The following is a 14,268-nucleotide window of genomic DNA, read 5'->3' on the forward strand; positions in this document are numbered from 1 at the left end:
GGCCTCACTTTAACCTCAATTTAATTCCTCCTTTAGTACCATTTCTTATGCACAAGAAATTACAAATTTTATATCATCTCAAACTTTTACAATGGCTAGGAACAGAATATATGAATCCGCTCAATTTAGAAAGTTCTACACTCCCACAGCTTCCTAATGATCTAGAAAAACTGCGTGAGATTGTTAGCCAGTGTCATCTATGTGACCTGAGTAAAACCCGTAAAAACGTTGTCTTTGGCGAGGGAGATCCTCATGCAAAGCTCATGTTTGTTGGCGAAGGTCCAGGTGCTACTGAAGATGAAACCGGGCGCCCTTTTGTAGGAAGAGCTGGACAGCTTCTTACTAAAATGATTGAAAATGTTTTAGAAATACCTCGCAGTAAGGTCTATATCGCTAATATTGTAAAATGTAGACCGCCAGGCAATAGAGTCCCCACTCCACAAGAAGCACATACATGCATTCCCTATCTTTGGAAACAGATAGAGATCATTAATCCGCGCATTATTGTTGCTCTTGGTGCTACAAGTTACCAATACCTCACAGGGGACAAAACTCCAATTACAAAGGTACGAGGAGAGATGATAGATTTTCAAGGGCGCATTCTCATACCAACTTTTCATCCAAGCTTTCTACTTCGCAACCCGTCAAAAAAGAGAGAGGTCTATGAAGATCTTCTCAAAATTAAAGAACTGCTATGAAAAAGTTAATTGTACTCTTGCTTAGCACGCTCTTTCTCTTCGCATCAGCAAGATATATCTCTCCTCTTCCACTCCCACAAACGCAATTTATGAACCTTGATACCTATGAGTGTAACGATTACTGTCTACGTAGATTTTTGCAAAATGAGCAGTATTTCTCATTTCTAGCTCATCTCGATCCTCAAAAAGCAAAAGATTTTCATGTTGAATATAATAGACTCGCGCAGCTTCTTCATCTCACACCTCTAGAAGTCGGTAAAGCTGTCAAAATCACTCTTATAGTTCACGAAAACCTCAAAAGGGTTGCTACAAAAAGTATGAAAGCGCTTCTTAGTTACCTTCTTGCGCAAGATGTGAAGTTTGAATCTACTACAAAACTCATTCCTAATGGTGCACCATTGAGCCAATATATCGAGCCAGATAGTTTCAATATTATCATTGCTACAATATACGATAAAGATGATATGGCAAATATGCCATCAATGCAAAGTATCTATATTCCAACACTCAACAAAAACTCTCTTGGAGTACAAAGTTATGCGCAATTTGGTGGGATTGACTATTTTAAGCAACTAAGAGCGCTAAAGTCCTTTATGAATCAGAATGTTGCAATCTTTTACTTGCAAGACTCTCCACTTTCTCAAGAGCTTACAAACTATTTTGTAGCAAATAGTTCTGGCAAAAGAGTAAAAACGTATGCTTTAAAAAAAGATGACAAAAATGCAGCCCGCTATATAAAAGATAATGGGTATCTCAAAAATGCTAGTATACTCTTTAATACTCCTCTTGTTAAAACCGCAATGATTGTCTCGCAGATGAACTACTACAATATTGAATCAAATAGCAAATTCTCTACACAAATCAATCTCAATGAGAAGTTTTTTGATCTTTTACATCCAAAACTTCGCAATGGATTTTTCTTTGCAAATGCTATAGGTCCACTGCCGCAAAAAGTCGATGGTTTTGCCCAGCTCATTGGTGAAAATATCGATTTTAACTGGATTGAATATAGTACAATCTGTGGAAGTGATGCGATTTTGGCTCAACATGGTCTCCAAAGGCTCTTTCACGAACCACTTGTCAACGGACAGCTAGAGTATGATACGCATATTTTACAAGCTACAAGATACAATCTTTTTGATTTCCAAAAGCCTCAAGAAAGTAGTCAGGAATTTTAGTAGGCTTTTCACCTTTGAGGCAGACAAGCTTTATCTGCATAGCAAAAATCAATTCATCCTCTTTATAGATTTCTTGCAGCATATACAGGCTTGCTCTTTTAAGCTCTACAACTTTGCTCCTTACTTCTAAAAGATCTCCAAAAAACGCAGGCTTGATATAGTGTGCCTGCAACTCTTTAACAATAAAGTGGTACTCTTTGAAAATTGGCTGGAGATTTTGCGCAAAAAACATTTCGCTTCTTGCTCTCTCACAAAAGTGGAGATACTTGGCGTGGTAGACTCTCCCGCCAATATCTACATCTTCGTAGTAGATGCGTATTTTCATTTGATCTCTATCTCTTCAACGATATCGAGACCAAAGCCACTAAGCCCTACAAACTCCTTGCCCTTTTGGGTCGTAAGAAGTCTAATATTCTCTACGCCCAAAGATTTGAGTATCTGCGCACCAATCCCGTACTCTTTGGTCTGATCACTTACTCTTTGGCTATCAAGGAAGATGAGTACTCCACTATTTTGCTTGAGATACTCGATACTTTTCATGAGTGTCTCATACGCTCTTTTATTAAGAAGCAACTCTTTGTCTTTGAGTACATTGTGAAACTTCACATTTGCAGTTCCCTGGGCTGAATAGAATATGACTGCAGTATGGATATTGCCCAGATGGTCTTGAAAATCTTTTTTTAGCACCTTCACACCATATATCTCAATCTCCTCACTGGCAACCTCTTTGATGAGCATCTCATTTTGGAGCCTATACGCAACAATATCTGAGATATAGATTATTTTAAGATCATGCTTTTTGGAAAATTCTTCAAGATCTCCACGTCTTGCCATGGTGCCATCTTCATTCATGATCTCGCATATCACCGCTGCTGGCTGCACCCCAGCGAGTTTACACAGATCTACGGATCCTTCGGTGTGTCCTGTGCGCACCAAAACCCCACCCTCTTTGGCTACAAGGGGAAATATATGCCCAGGTTTGACAAAATCTGTAGGTGTGCTGACTGGACTAGCCAATAGACGTATCGTCATATCTCTCTCATATGCTGAAATACCTGTCGTAGCAGCTTTTGCATCGACACTCACTGTAAAAGCAGTTTCATGTGCTGAGTCATTTTTTTGCACCATTGGGGTGAGCTCTAGTCTTTGGGCTATATCAGTCGTCAATGCCACGCATATGAGTCCTCTTGCTTCACTAGCTAAGAAGTTTACCTTCTCTGGAGTACTAAAGGTTGCTGCATAGACAAGATCGCCTTCGTTTTCTCTATCTTCATCATCAATCATCACAACCATCTTCCCACGTTTAATCTCTTCAATTGCATTCTCTACGCGCTTTATAGCCTCTTGCATTCTCTTCCTTTAAAGTTTATGTATTATATCAATTTATACAAAGCTCTCTTGCTGCCTTTTGCCAGCAACTACTGCAAAAATAATAACCCTTTTTGTCTGTATCTGCAAGTGTCAATGAAAAATGCATCACACAGTGAGGATTTGGACAGTGTTCAAGCCCTAAAGTGTGGCCAATCTCATGCACCGCCTCAGTAATGACGCGTCTTTTGTAAAGCTCCTCAACTTCTGCTAGGCCATAAAAACTATTATGCAGTCTTTTCGTCCCCACAACTGCAACTTTGTAGGATGGAAGAGCTACTCCAAAAACAAAGTTCATCCCTGGTTCAAAAAGATCAGCCTGCGTGATTCCCAAAAGTACCTCTTTGGTGCCGCGAGGGATTTGCAAAAGATATTGAGCTAAAATGTCAGCTTGATATTGATCTTTTGTGGGGTTATATGCACTTTGAAGAAGTTTTGCATGCCCTTTGAGACTTACTGGTATACGAAATATCTCTTCTAATTTTTCAATGAGATATCCTACCTCTTCATCAAAATTAAAGAGTACTATTCCAATAGTTGCCACACTACACATTATCTACCTCAAAAACTGATGTCCGCACTCTTTGCAGTGCCAATTTGGAGCATCTACACTGCGCGCAATTCCACCAAGATAGATCTCGCCTGCTTGCTCTTTTTTTAAATGAGTATCATTAATCTGCAATCCATACACTATAGGCACAACATATCTGTTTGTTCTGCAATATTTGCAGCGTGGTCGCCTTGGCTTCTTTCTCTTTACCCTTTCCATGCGGAGTACTCTTGGAGTTTGTGTTTGAGATAGCGTAAAAACTCATTGTTTTTATGACATTTTCCCTCAATAATGAGATAGATTTTTTGTGGATCACAGTTATAAAAGGCAACAATATAATCATAATCTACCTCTATCGTAGCACCTGCTAATGCAATGCCTATATATGCTCCCATGCTACGTGAATATGAATAAACTTCAGCGCGAAAGTCTGTCCCAGCAGATGCGTTCCTTCCCACAAGCCCGACTGCCAAGGATACATCTGCAGCAAGGGTAATCTTGCCATTGAGCAGCTTTTGGATACTTCTTCTATCAGTAAATACCAAAACTACATCGATACTCTCTAATCCTATTTGCCATCCTATGCTCGCACCATAAAGCTTGATAAATATTGGATCACTCCACTCAGCTTTACCTTTTCTCACAAGCAAAACCCCTTTGCCATAGCGAGCTCCTGCAATGAACCCACCACGAATGAGTCCAGGAATTATGGCAATTGCCTGAGCTTTTGCCAAAAGCTTTGGGGGTATCTGCTCTTCTGGCAGCGCCATAAATCTATCTAGAGCAGAAGCACTTTTAATCAAGATTGAGTTTGGACTTGCGAATAAAGAGACTGCAAAAAAAATAGTTAGTAAAAGACTTCTCATTTTTTCCCTTTTAATGTATTATAATTATATCAAAAGGATGAAGGAGCTTAAGAATTAAGAAAGCTTTTATAGATTTTTACAACCTCTTCTTACGACAAGATATTCAAAAGGCGATAGAGTTTTATGCAATCTTTGGAGGAGCTGCAGAGCTACTAAAAAAAGATCTCTCTATCGAACAAAACATCCTTCACATACTACAAAACTACAAAGATATCGAGCAAAAATACCATCTCGAAAATGAAGCACTGCTCCTTAGCACATTTGCAACTGGAGATAGAAAAATTGAGAGTGCAATCAAAAAAAGCTACGAAAATGATACGAAAGGAAGAGCAGTTTTACAAAATCTCATAGATAAAAAACTGATCTACAAAGAGATCTCAAGAGAAAAGCTTCCTCCTAAAACCCATCCAAAACAAAAACGCAAAAAAGAGCTGCGCCGCTACCGAATACAAAACAAGATCCGCTTTCATAAACCCTTCCTACGCTTTTGGTATCGCTATATCTATCCGTCTATAGAACTATTAGAAAATGGTAAAGAAGCAAAAGTTTTGGAATTTATCTTGCTAGATCTCGATAATTTTGTGAGTCTCACCTTTGAGGAGCTTTCAAATGAACTACTCAAAGAGAAATTTCCCCAAGCAATTAGTAGTGGAAGTTACTGGGATAGGAAAATTGAGCTTGATATTTTACTTGAGCTCCCAGACGGAGAGATTATTGTTGGTGAGTGCAAGTGGAAAAACAGTAAAATCTGCAAAAAAACCCTCACATCACTGCAAAAAAAAGCAGTAGTAAGCAATATAGAGCCCACCTATTACGCCCTCTTTTCAAAAAGCAGCTTCTCCAATGAACTGCTCAAAAACAAAGATCCAAAAATTTTGCTCTTTGATCTGGAAGATTTCAAAGAGTGGAGCCAGCAAAAGCCATACAAAAAGAGGCAAAAGACCCCTTACTCATTTGAGTTTTAGGCTACCTGGACACCAAGGCTTGCTGCCTCTTTTGCAAATTCACTGTTGACATAAACTTGGGCTTCTATTTCGACCTCTTGGAGTTTGGAAGTTATGAGGAGACGCAAAGGCTTACGGCCAGGATGTTTGAGAGCTAGATGGTAGAGCTCTTCGAGGCGATTTTGCTCAAACTCAAGCGGAATTTTGATGATTAATGGATCTTCATACCGTTCTTGAATAGTGGTATGAACATGCTCATTTTTTGCCTCTTCAATACTCATAATCTTGTCGCAGCGAATGCGTGTAAAGCTATCATTTTTTGTCACATAGACTTTAAATGCTACAGGTTTTTCCAGATCCATTCTCTCAAGCTCTTCAAGCTTATCACTAAAGAGCATCATCTCAATATTGCCATGCAAATCCATTATATTGACTATGCCAAATTTGTTCCCCTTGTTGCTGATTTTTGTCTTGATCTCTTCTACTTTTCCGACAAAAAGAGCCTCTGATGAGTCTGCAATATTATCAAGATCGCTTGAGAGGGTATAAGAGATTTGTTCAAGCTCTTTTCTAAATGGATCAAGAGGATGGCCAGAGACATAAAATCCCAAAGTCTCTTTTTCAAATTCCAAAATCTGCTTGATATCATACTCGCCTTTATCTTCAAGCTCCAGCTTGATATCGATGAGTTCTTGGGTATCACCGAAGAGGGAGTTCTCTGCCATCTTTTTGGCTCTCGCGATATCGTGGGAAGTCTCAACAATGCGCTCGATACTCAGAAGTAGTGTGCGTCGACTATAGCCAAAGCTATCCATTGCGCCAGATTTGATAAGAGATTCAAGCACCTTTTTGTTCACTTTGTTTGGATCAATGCGTTGCAAAAAGTCATCCAAATCTTTGAATTCTCCCTCACGTCTAGCTTCCAAAATAGAGAGCACCGCACTCTTACCTACTCCCTTAATCGCACCAAGCCCAAAGAGAATAACATCTTCTCCATCGATTGTAGTGGCGCTAAATTCAAGGCTCGATCTCTTCACATCTGGTGGTAAAAGTTTGATGTCCAGGCGCTTGACCTCATCTACATATTTGACAATTTTGTCAGTATTATCTTGCTCACTTGTAAGGAGTGCTGCCATAAACTCTTGCGGATAGTGAGCTTTGAGATAGGCTGTCTGGAAAGTGATCATCGCATAGGCAGCAGAGTGGGATTTGTTAAATCCATATCCTGCAAATTTTTCGATAAGCTCAAAGAGTGTCTCACTCTTCTTCGCGTCAAATCCCCTCTCACTCGCCCTTTTGACAAATTCACGCTTATACTCTTCCATCAGATCACGCTTCTTTTTCCCCATTGCACGCCTGATGATATCTGCTTCACCAAGACTAAAACCACCAATTGTCTGCACTATCTGCATAACTTGCTCTTGGTAGACGATCATCCCATATGTTGGCTCTAACGTCTCTCTAAGCTCATCAAAACTCACCTCTTCAAAAGGGTAATAGACCCGTTTACGCCCATGCTTTCTCTCGATAAAATCATCAAGCATTCCCGATTCCATTGGACCAGGACGATAGAGTGCAAGAACCGCGATAATATCTTCAAAAGTGGTTGGTTTGAGTCTTGCATTGAGCCGCTGCATGCCTTCAGATTCGATCTGAAAGAGCCCAAGAGTATGGCCACTTTGGATAAGATCGTATACTTTTTTATCATTGATATCGACCCTGTTCCAGTCGATCCTCTTACCATATCTTTTTTCTATAAGTTTGAGTGCATTATCAATAACAGTGAGTGTTTTAAGACCCAAGAAGTCAAACTTTATGAGATCAACATCTTCTAAGAAATTGAGTGAGTACTGCGTGACAATCGTCTCTTCCCCGCTTGGTTTATAGAGTGGCGTTTTGTGCCAAAGCTCCTCATTACTGATGACAACTCCAGCTGCATGCATACCTGCATTTCTTTTAAGTCCCTCAAGAGCCAGTGCAAATCTCCATACCCTTTCATATTTTGGATCGCTCTCGATAAGCTCTTTGATCTTTGGCTCTTGCTCATAAGCCTCTTTGAGAGTTATACCAAGCTTATCAGGTATAAGCTTTGCCATACGATCACCATCGTTGTAACTAAGACCTAAAACTCTGGCAACATCTCTAATCACTCCTTTTGCCAAAAGCGTACCAAATGTAATAACCTGCGCAACGTTGTATCTTCCATACTTTTGCACCACATAGTCGATGATTTCACCTCGCCGCTCCTGGCAAAAGTCCATATCGATATCTGGCATACTTACACGCTCTGGATTCAAAAAGCGCTCAAAAAGAAGATTGTACTTGAGAGGATCGATATCAGTTATCTCCATAGCATACGCTACAAGGCTTCCTGCTGCGCTTCCCCGACCTGGTCCTACAGGAATGCCTCTCTTTTTGGCTTCTCGCACAAAATCCCAAACAATTATCATATATCCTGGAAATTTCATCTTCTTGATGATATCAATTTCGTGTTGTAGTCGTTCCCAATATTTTTGATGCTCTTCTTGTGGAATATATTGGAGCCTTTTTTTTAGTCCCTCTTTACATATATACTCAAACAAGACTTCATCATTTTCAAAGCTGTAGCGCTCGTGTGTAGGTATTTGCAAGCCATACTCTTTAGCATACTCTACTGTAAATTTGAAATTTGGAGGTGTTGGATTTCCAAGATTGAGCTCTAAATTGCACTTATCTACTATCTCTTGCGTATTCTCCAAAGCCTCAGGAATATCTGCATAGAGCTTTGCAATCTCCTCGGGAGATTTGAGATAGAACTCATGCACACTGTGTCTGAGTCTTTTTGGATCGTCGTAGAGTTTGTTCATCGCTATACACATGAAGGCTTCATGTGGCTCCGCATCCTTTTTTTCTAGGTAGTGAGTATCGTTCGTCGCTACTATTTTGATGCCTGTCTCTAGACTCAGCTTTATTATCTGCTCATCAATTGCTTGCTGGTCTCCAATTCCATGGCGCATAAGCTCAAGGTAAAAATCCTCTCCAAAAATCTCTTTGTACCATAAAGCTACCTTTTTTGCCTCTTCATACCCTTTTGCACCAAATTTTGTATTTCTCTCATTGGTATTGAGATGCCAGTTCACCTCCCCTTGCAAGCATGCGCTTGTACATATAAGCCCTTCAGAGTGTTCGGCAAGAAGCTTTTTATTGATTCTTGGATAGTAGTAAAAACCTTTGATATAGCTCATAGAGCTTAAAAACATCAAGTTTTTATACCCTGTCTCATTTTTCGCAAATAGACAAAGGTGAAAGCGTTGCCTAGTAGATTTGTCATCCAAATTATCAGAATTGTGTAGATACGCTTCCATACCTATAATTGGCTTGAGGCCTTCAGATTTCATAGTCTTATAAAAATCAATTGCTCCAAACATATTCCCATGGTCTGTCATGGCCACAGCACTCATACCAAGCTCTTTTGCTTTTTTGGCCAAAGCTTTTATTTTATTTGCACCATCAAGTAGCGAGTATTCAGTATGGAGGTGTAGATGCGTAAAGTTTGGCTTCATATATACTCCAATTTTGCTACAATTTTAGTGATATTATATAGGAGTCTTGCTTAAAGAGGTGCTATGGATAACATTCTACTTATAGGTTTTATGGGAGTTGGCAAAGGTACTCTTGCTCGCGCTATGGCAGCAAAAACAGATATTTATGCAATTGATACAGATGATTTGATTGAGAGCCTTACCAATATGAAAATCAAAAAAATATTCAAAAAAAAGGGTGAAAGCTATTTCCGCTCACTTGAACAAAAAACAGCAGACTGGCTGGCGACAAGCGTTAAAAACTCTATTATTTCTACCGGTGGAGGATTTTACAAAGTAAAAAACATTAAAGATATTGGCACAGTTGTGTATCTTCAGGCAGATTTTGATTGGATATATCAACGTATTACAAAGAGTAAAAATGCTAAAAAGAAAATCAAAAAGAGGCCTCTTTTTAAATCTTATGAAGATGCAAAAAAACTCTATGAATCACGTAGCAAAGAGTATGAAAAAGTCGCTGATATCATAGTAAATGTTCAAAATAAAAGTACAAATGAAATAATAGAGGAGATTTTAGCTAAGACTTTACAATCTTAGCCAAATAAAAGCCGCTATAAGCATCTTGAGGCAAAATACGCAGAGTCTTTGCAACATCTGGATGAAACTTCTCTCCCTCCCACTCAGGTATTCCTGCCATTTTGTTTGGAAAAGGTGCTTCTACAGGTACAACTCTAGCCTCAGGATATCTACTCAATAAAAAATTTACTACCGCTTCATTCTCTTCAGGTGCAAATGTGCAGGTGGCATATATCATCTGCCCACTAGGTTTGAGACTCTCAAAAGCGCTGATAATAAGCTCTTTTTGCAGTTTTGCAAACTTCCTCACACGCCGCATATTCCACCATGTGACTTCCCCGTCAATATGCGCCTCACTACTGCAAGGAGCATCCAAAAATACTTTATCAAACCATGCCGGACAGCTTTTGTAGATAAATCGTCCATCTTTATTGTATGTTTGAATATTTTTTGCCATATGCTCTTTGAAGTTTCGCTTCATACGAAAAAATCGACCCTTATCAGGCTCTACTGCACTCACCTTCTTAGCTCTTTCGCTAAAAATGAGGCTTTTACCTCCAGGAGCAGCTGCAAGATCAAGAACCCAGTCTTCTGGCTCAATATCGAGTGAATATGCAGCAAAAATAGATGAGAGATTTTGAATATATATCATATTTTGTGTATAGGCTCTGCTTTTTGTGATCTTTTTGCGCTCACTCATTGGCAAAACAAATACATCTTGGGCCCATGCAATTATTTCTGGCTCATAGCCCTCTTCTTGCAGCAATTGTATCGCCTCATCAGTAGTGGCTCTATGATGATTAATACGAAAGCTAAAACTATCTTTTGATTGCAAAGCCTGCAATATATCAGGATTAATCTTTTTTATTCTCTCTTCAAAAAGCTGCTGATGCAAAGAGATCCTTTTTTGCTAAAATTGTAACAAAAAAAGGGAATTCTTGGAGTTTTTCGTCACCGATTTAGACAAGACTTTTTTACGCAGTGATTTAACTCTTTCTCAGTTTAGCATCGATACATGGAATAGTTTTGATAAACCCATTACAGTTGCTACTGCGAGAAGCTATACGGGAGTTACAAAACTTTTGCATGGTATCAAACTCCACTATCCTATGATTTTGCTTGATGGAGCTATGATTTGTGCTCCCGATGGAACACCACTTATTGTAAATGCATTGCCAAAAACCATAGTAGATGATTTTATAGATCTCATAGAAAAAGAGTTTAACGAGCGACCTTTGATTGTTGGTATCGATGAAAATATGCAAGAAAGGTTTCTCTATCCTAAAAAACTCAATATCCATCAAAAAGAGCTATTACAAAACTATCAAAATGATAACCGGGTACTCAATATTCAAAAGCTTCGCGCACTGCCACAAAACCTCAAAGTAGTCTATTTGGGAGATAAAGCGCTTTTACAAAATATTGAACAAAGAGTAAAAAGCCTTTATAATATAGAATCAAAACTTGCAAAGGACCCCTATCAAAATTGCTACTTTTTAACATTTTTGCACCCTTTAGGAGATAAAGCGCATGCCTTAAAGGAATTAGAAAATATTGCAGATGTAGAAGCAAAAGATGTAACAGTCTTTGGTGATAGCCACAACGATATAGGTATGTTTGCATGGGCTGGAAAAGCTCTTGCTGTAGCAAATGCTTTGCCTGAAGTTAAACAAAAAGCAGATGAAGTTTTGCCATGGAGCAATGATGAAGATGCAGTGGCAAGATACCTCGCCTCTCTTTAGTGTTATCATACCTGTATACAATAGAGAAAGATATATCGCAAGAGCAGTAGAGTCTGTATTGCAGCAAAGTTTCAAAGACTATGAACTTATTATCGTAGATGATGGGTCTACTGATAATACTCCAAACGTGATCAAAAAATATCCAGCCACAATCATTCACCAACCAAATCTTGGAGTAAGCGTAGCAAGAAATAGAGGTATCCAAGCAGCACAAGGTAAATTCATTGCACTTTTGGATAGTGATGATGAGTGGAAAAAAAATCATTTAGCCCACCATGCACAATTTTTCACAAATTATCCAGATTATAAAATTCATCAAACCGATGAGATATGGATACGTAATGGCAAATTTCTCAACAAAAAAAAGATCCATCTCAAAAAGGGTGGGAGAATTTTTTATGATTCTCTCCATCTTTGCCTTATATCACCTTCGGCAGTGGCAATAAAGCGAGAACTTTTCAATGAAATTGGATTTTTTCGAGAAGATTTTGCTGTATGTGAAGATTATGAACTATGGTTACGTATAACAAAAAGATACCCAGTAGGATATACTCCTATTGCTACAGTTATTAAATATGGAGGTCATAGCGATCAACTCTCTCGCAAATACTATGCTATGGATAGATGGCGCATTAAAGCTATGCTACCATTTTGTATTGATCCAAAAGTTGTAGAAATTGCTTTGAAAAAGTGTCAAATTCTCCTTCAAGGAGCAATGAAACATCAAAATAGAGAAATTTTAGAAGAGTTTATGCCAATTTATGAGCAACTCCTGCAAAAACACAAAGTTTTTGCAGGATAAGTTTAGCAGTAATCTGCTAAGAGTCCCTCTTTGAGCTGCTTGTACATCGCTTCACCGTTGAGAATTTTTACAAGCTCTAGTGCAAAGCAGATCGCAGTCCCAGGTCCCCGTGATGTTACCACATTCCCATCTATAACTACTTTTTGATCTGGAACATAACCTTTTTTACCAGTTTTTTCTTCAAACCCAGGATAGTTGGTATGTTTTTTACCTTCTAAGACACCAGCCTCTTTCAAAGCCCATGGAGCTGCACAGATTGCTCCAACAAGCTTCCCTTTCTCATTCATTCTCTTAATATACTCTTGCACTAGCTCACTCTTTGCTAAATGCTCAGCACCAGGAAGTCCTCCTGGTAATACCATGAGATCAAAATCTTCAGGATCTACATCTTTGAGCAGGTCATGGACTAAGATTTTTAGACCAGTATTTGCTCCTTCCACCTCATTATCAAAGAGTCCAGCCACTACTACTTTATTGCCAGCGCGACTCAATACATCGATGATCGCCATCGCTTCTATCTCTTCAAAACCATCGGCCAATGGAACGAGAACATTTGCCATAGTTACCTCCTTTTTTAATTTTTGGTCATTTTATTGCTTGACTAATTCTACCCTTCTATTTTTAGCTCGTCCTATTTCTGTCTGATTCGTAGCAACAGGACATAAAGGCCCAACACCATAAGATCGTATTCTTGTTGGGTCTATGTGATATCGGCTAATCAATCTATCTCGTACAGCATCAGCTCTTTTTTGAGACAACTTCATATTATAAGCAAATTTTCCTTGATTGTCTGTATGACCAACAATATAAACCTTTGTTTTTGGATTTTCTTGTAAGAATTTTGCTATCTCTTTGAGAGTTGGCTCTGATTCTGGCTTGATAATGGCTTTGTCAAAATCAAAATATATGCCATAAATTGGAATATGTCCTTGCGCTTGGAGTTTATTGGCTATTGCTTTTGCAGTGACAAGTCCACGCTGCATAGCTCTTTTTTCTACAACTCCAATAGCTACGCCACCTTGTCTGCCCTCATAGCCTTCACCCACATATACCATGATATGTGCTGTCTTATCATTGTTGACTGCTCCAATATAGAAATGATCACTTTCTCTCTCAGAAAGATCCATGAGATCTGGATATCCACTATCAAATCTAGCCTTATCTTTAACAAAAGAGCGCACACCCTTTGTTTGCAAGTTTGCAGTGATTGTATAGCCTCCATTCTGGAGTGCCTCAAGATAGTTCATATATATTTCAAATGCACTTCTCTTTTTTGGAGTACGATATTTTATACGTGTCACTTTCCCCACAATTGGCTCTATCTGACACTTTTTTATATCGTGCAGGAGTTTTGAAGTAGGACAGTGAAGCACTTGTAGCTGATCGAATTCTTTTTGCTCATAGTATGTCATCTTAGAGCCTGGGAAACGTGAAATAAGTGGATGGTCTTTGCCAGGTTCTTTTGCTTGAAGGGGTACAACTGCCAAAAACCCAATCAAGAAAGATAAAAGTATCCTTTGCATACTTACTCCTTGCTACTTTTTTATATTATATAAAAAATTTAATAATAAAAATAGAAAAGAAGAAATTATTTATATTTTAGATTTGCAAAGATGGTCGTCCTGCTCTTCTATCTTCCACTCTCCATCAAGTGCCTTTATAAGGATTGTGCACGACTAAACCCAGTTACCAAATTGAGGTATCCTATATCTTCAATTTTTCGAATCTTTGCTTCGTGGATATTTCTTGTGGCGCTATTGTTCCTCATGATGATGAAGAGGCGTTTTGATAAAGATATATAAAAATGTTCAATATGCCAAAAAGCGGCTCTCAATGCCCTAAAAAAGAGGCATTCAATGACAATAGAAAAAAGTTTCGATACTTTATTGCAATACACAAAAATATACTAGATTCTCAAATGACTTATTGATTAAACTACACCCTCAATTCCAAAAGATCTCTCATTATTGCTCTGCATAGCTTCTTTGTATTAAATCCACACTGAATCATCTCTTCAATATGT

At 38.6% G+C, this 14,268-nt stretch carries 15 protein-coding genes; 6 read left to right on the top strand and 9 right to left on the bottom strand.

What is annotated here, in order from left to right:
• The first annotated feature begins 47 nt into the window (after nt 1-47).
• Together JG734_RS06155 and JG734_RS06160 are read left to right on the top strand one after the other, a co-directional pair.
• Nucleotides 48-698 (top strand): uracil-DNA glycosylase family protein, encoded by a 651-nt coding sequence (locus JG734_RS06155; protein ID WP_236586812.1) that lies wholly within the window; start codon nt 48-50, stop codon nt 696-698.
• Nucleotides 695-1,876, top strand: a complete 1,182-nt coding sequence (locus JG734_RS06160) for a hypothetical protein (RefSeq protein ID WP_201332426.1) — start codon at nt 695-697, stop codon at nt 1,874-1,876. Before JG734_RS06155 ends, JG734_RS06160 begins: the two co-directional genes overlap by 4 nt.
• On the opposite strand, the gene JG734_RS06165 is transcribed toward JG734_RS06160, so the two are convergent.
• Genes JG734_RS06165 through JG734_RS06185 form a run of 5 tightly spaced genes read right to left on the bottom strand, consistent with a single transcriptional unit; the run spans nt 1,818 to nt 4,660 of the window.
• Complete coding sequence (locus JG734_RS06165; RefSeq protein ID WP_201332427.1) at nt 1,818-2,201, bottom strand: YbgC/FadM family acyl-CoA thioesterase; 384 nt, start codon at nt 2,199-2,201, stop codon at nt 1,818-1,820. The genes JG734_RS06160 and JG734_RS06165 overlap by 59 nt on opposite strands.
• Complete coding sequence (locus tag JG734_RS06170) at nt 2,198-3,226, bottom strand: bifunctional 3,4-dihydroxy-2-butanone 4-phosphate synthase/GTP cyclohydrolase II (protein ID WP_201332428.1); 1,029 nt, start codon at nt 3,224-3,226, stop codon at nt 2,198-2,200. The genes JG734_RS06165 and JG734_RS06170 overlap by 4 nt, the downstream gene beginning before the upstream one ends.
• A 28-nt stretch (nt 3,227-3,254) precedes the next feature.
• Nucleotides 3,255-3,797 carry an archaemetzincin family Zn-dependent metalloprotease gene (locus JG734_RS06175; protein ID WP_201332429.1) on the bottom strand — a complete coding sequence of 181 codons (543 nt, stop codon included), beginning with the start codon at nt 3,795-3,797 and terminating at the stop codon, nt 3,255-3,257.
• Between the two features lie 3 nt (nt 3,798-3,800).
• Nucleotides 3,801-3,944 carry a hypothetical protein gene (locus tag JG734_RS06180; RefSeq protein WP_201332430.1) on the bottom strand — a complete coding sequence of 48 codons (144 nt, stop codon included), beginning with the start codon at nt 3,942-3,944 and terminating at the stop codon, nt 3,801-3,803.
• A gap of 56 nt (nt 3,945-4,000) precedes the next feature.
• Complete coding sequence (locus tag JG734_RS06185) at nt 4,001-4,660, bottom strand: lipid-binding SYLF domain-containing protein (RefSeq protein WP_236586813.1); 660 nt, start codon at nt 4,658-4,660, stop codon at nt 4,001-4,003.
• Between the two features lie 500 nt (nt 4,661-5,160).
• Between JG734_RS06185 and JG734_RS09435 the strand changes: the two genes are divergently transcribed.
• A complete protein-coding gene (locus tag JG734_RS09435; RefSeq protein ID WP_255531412.1) occupies nt 5,161-5,625 on the top strand; it encodes a DUF234 domain-containing protein in 465 nt (154 codons plus the stop codon).
• On the opposite strand, the gene dnaE is transcribed toward JG734_RS09435, so the two are convergent.
• The gene (dnaE, locus tag JG734_RS06195; protein ID WP_201332431.1) at nt 5,622-9,146 is read right to left on the bottom strand and encodes a DNA polymerase III subunit alpha; all 3,525 of its coding nucleotides are present in this window, start codon (nt 9,144-9,146) and stop codon (nt 5,622-5,624) included. The two genes, JG734_RS09435 and dnaE, sit on opposite strands and share 4 nt — an antisense overlap.
• 63 nt (nt 9,147-9,209) lie before the next feature.
• Between dnaE and JG734_RS06200 the strand changes: the two genes are divergently transcribed.
• Nucleotides 9,210-9,722: a shikimate kinase gene (locus JG734_RS06200; RefSeq protein ID WP_201332432.1), complete on the top strand. Its 513-nt coding sequence runs from the start codon at nt 9,210-9,212 to the stop codon at nt 9,720-9,722.
• On the opposite strand, the gene JG734_RS06205 is transcribed toward JG734_RS06200, so the two are convergent.
• The gene (locus JG734_RS06205; RefSeq protein ID WP_201332433.1) at nt 9,703-10,596 is read right to left on the bottom strand and encodes an RsmB/NOP family class I SAM-dependent RNA methyltransferase; all 894 of its coding nucleotides are present in this window, start codon (nt 10,594-10,596) and stop codon (nt 9,703-9,705) included. The two genes, JG734_RS06200 and JG734_RS06205, sit on opposite strands and share 20 nt — an antisense overlap.
• Nucleotides 10,597-10,639: 43 nt before the next feature.
• On the opposite strand from JG734_RS06205, the gene JG734_RS06210 reads away from it, so the two are divergent.
• Both JG734_RS06210 and JG734_RS06215 read left to right on the top strand, forming a co-directional pair.
• The gene (locus JG734_RS06210) at nt 10,640-11,443 is read left to right on the top strand and encodes an HAD-IIB family hydrolase (protein WP_201332434.1); all 804 of its coding nucleotides are present in this window, start codon (nt 10,640-10,642) and stop codon (nt 11,441-11,443) included.
• Entirely contained in the window at nt 11,406-12,245 is an 840-nt protein-coding gene (locus JG734_RS06215) for a glycosyltransferase (protein WP_236586815.1), read from the top strand. Before JG734_RS06210 ends, JG734_RS06215 begins: the two co-directional genes overlap by 38 nt.
• Before the next feature lie 2 nt (nt 12,246-12,247).
• On the opposite strand, the gene JG734_RS06220 is transcribed toward JG734_RS06215, so the two are convergent.
• Nucleotides 12,248-12,805 carry a DJ-1 family glyoxalase III gene (locus JG734_RS06220; protein WP_201332435.1) on the bottom strand — a complete coding sequence of 186 codons (558 nt, stop codon included), beginning with the start codon at nt 12,803-12,805 and terminating at the stop codon, nt 12,248-12,250.
• Nucleotides 12,806-12,835: 30 nt separating this feature from the next.
• Nucleotides 12,836-13,768: an OmpA family protein gene (locus tag JG734_RS06225; protein WP_201332436.1), complete on the bottom strand. Its 933-nt coding sequence runs from the start codon at nt 13,766-13,768 to the stop codon at nt 12,836-12,838.
• Nucleotides 13,769-14,268: the final 500 nt, after the last annotated feature.

Origin of the sequence: Nitratiruptor sp. YY09-18, from assembly GCF_016593235.1 — a bacterium.
GTDB lineage: Bacteria > Campylobacterota > Campylobacteria > Campylobacterales > Nitratiruptoraceae > Nitratiruptor.

Bases quoted from the DNA above. Each gene is read 5' to 3' on its own strand.
- JG734_RS06160 (WP_201332426.1), top strand. From the start codon at position 695: ATGAAAAAGTTAATTGTACTCTTGCTTAGCACGCTCTTTCTCTTCGCA.
- JG734_RS06170 (WP_201332428.1), bottom strand. From the start codon at position 3,226: ATGCAAGAGGCTATAAAGCGCGTAGAGAATGCAATTGAAGAGATTAAA.
- JG734_RS06185 (WP_236586813.1), bottom strand. From the start codon at position 4,660: ATGAGAAGTCTTTTACTAACTATTTTTTTTGCAGTCTCTTTATTCGCA.
- dnaE (WP_201332431.1), bottom strand. From the start codon at position 9,146: ATGAAGCCAAACTTTACGCATCTACACCTCCATACTGAATACTCGCTA.
- JG734_RS06200 (WP_201332432.1), top strand. From the start codon at position 9,210: ATGGATAACATTCTACTTATAGGTTTTATGGGAGTTGGCAAAGGTACT.
- JG734_RS06155 (WP_236586812.1), top strand. From the start codon at position 48: ATGCACAAGAAATTACAAATTTTATATCATCTCAAACTTTTACAATGG.
- JG734_RS06220 (WP_201332435.1), bottom strand. From the start codon at position 12,805: ATGGCAAATGTTCTCGTTCCATTGGCCGATGGTTTTGAAGAGATAGAA.
- JG734_RS06215 (WP_236586815.1), top strand. From the start codon at position 11,406: ATGAAGATGCAGTGGCAAGATACCTCGCCTCTCTTTAGTGTTATCATA.
- JG734_RS06175 (WP_201332429.1), bottom strand. From the start codon at position 3,797: ATGTGTAGTGTGGCAACTATTGGAATAGTACTCTTTAATTTTGATGAA.
- JG734_RS06225 (WP_201332436.1), bottom strand. From the start codon at position 13,768: ATGCAAAGGATACTTTTATCTTTCTTGATTGGGTTTTTGGCAGTTGTA.
- JG734_RS06165 (WP_201332427.1), bottom strand. From the start codon at position 2,201: ATGAAAATACGCATCTACTACGAAGATGTAGATATTGGCGGGAGAGTC.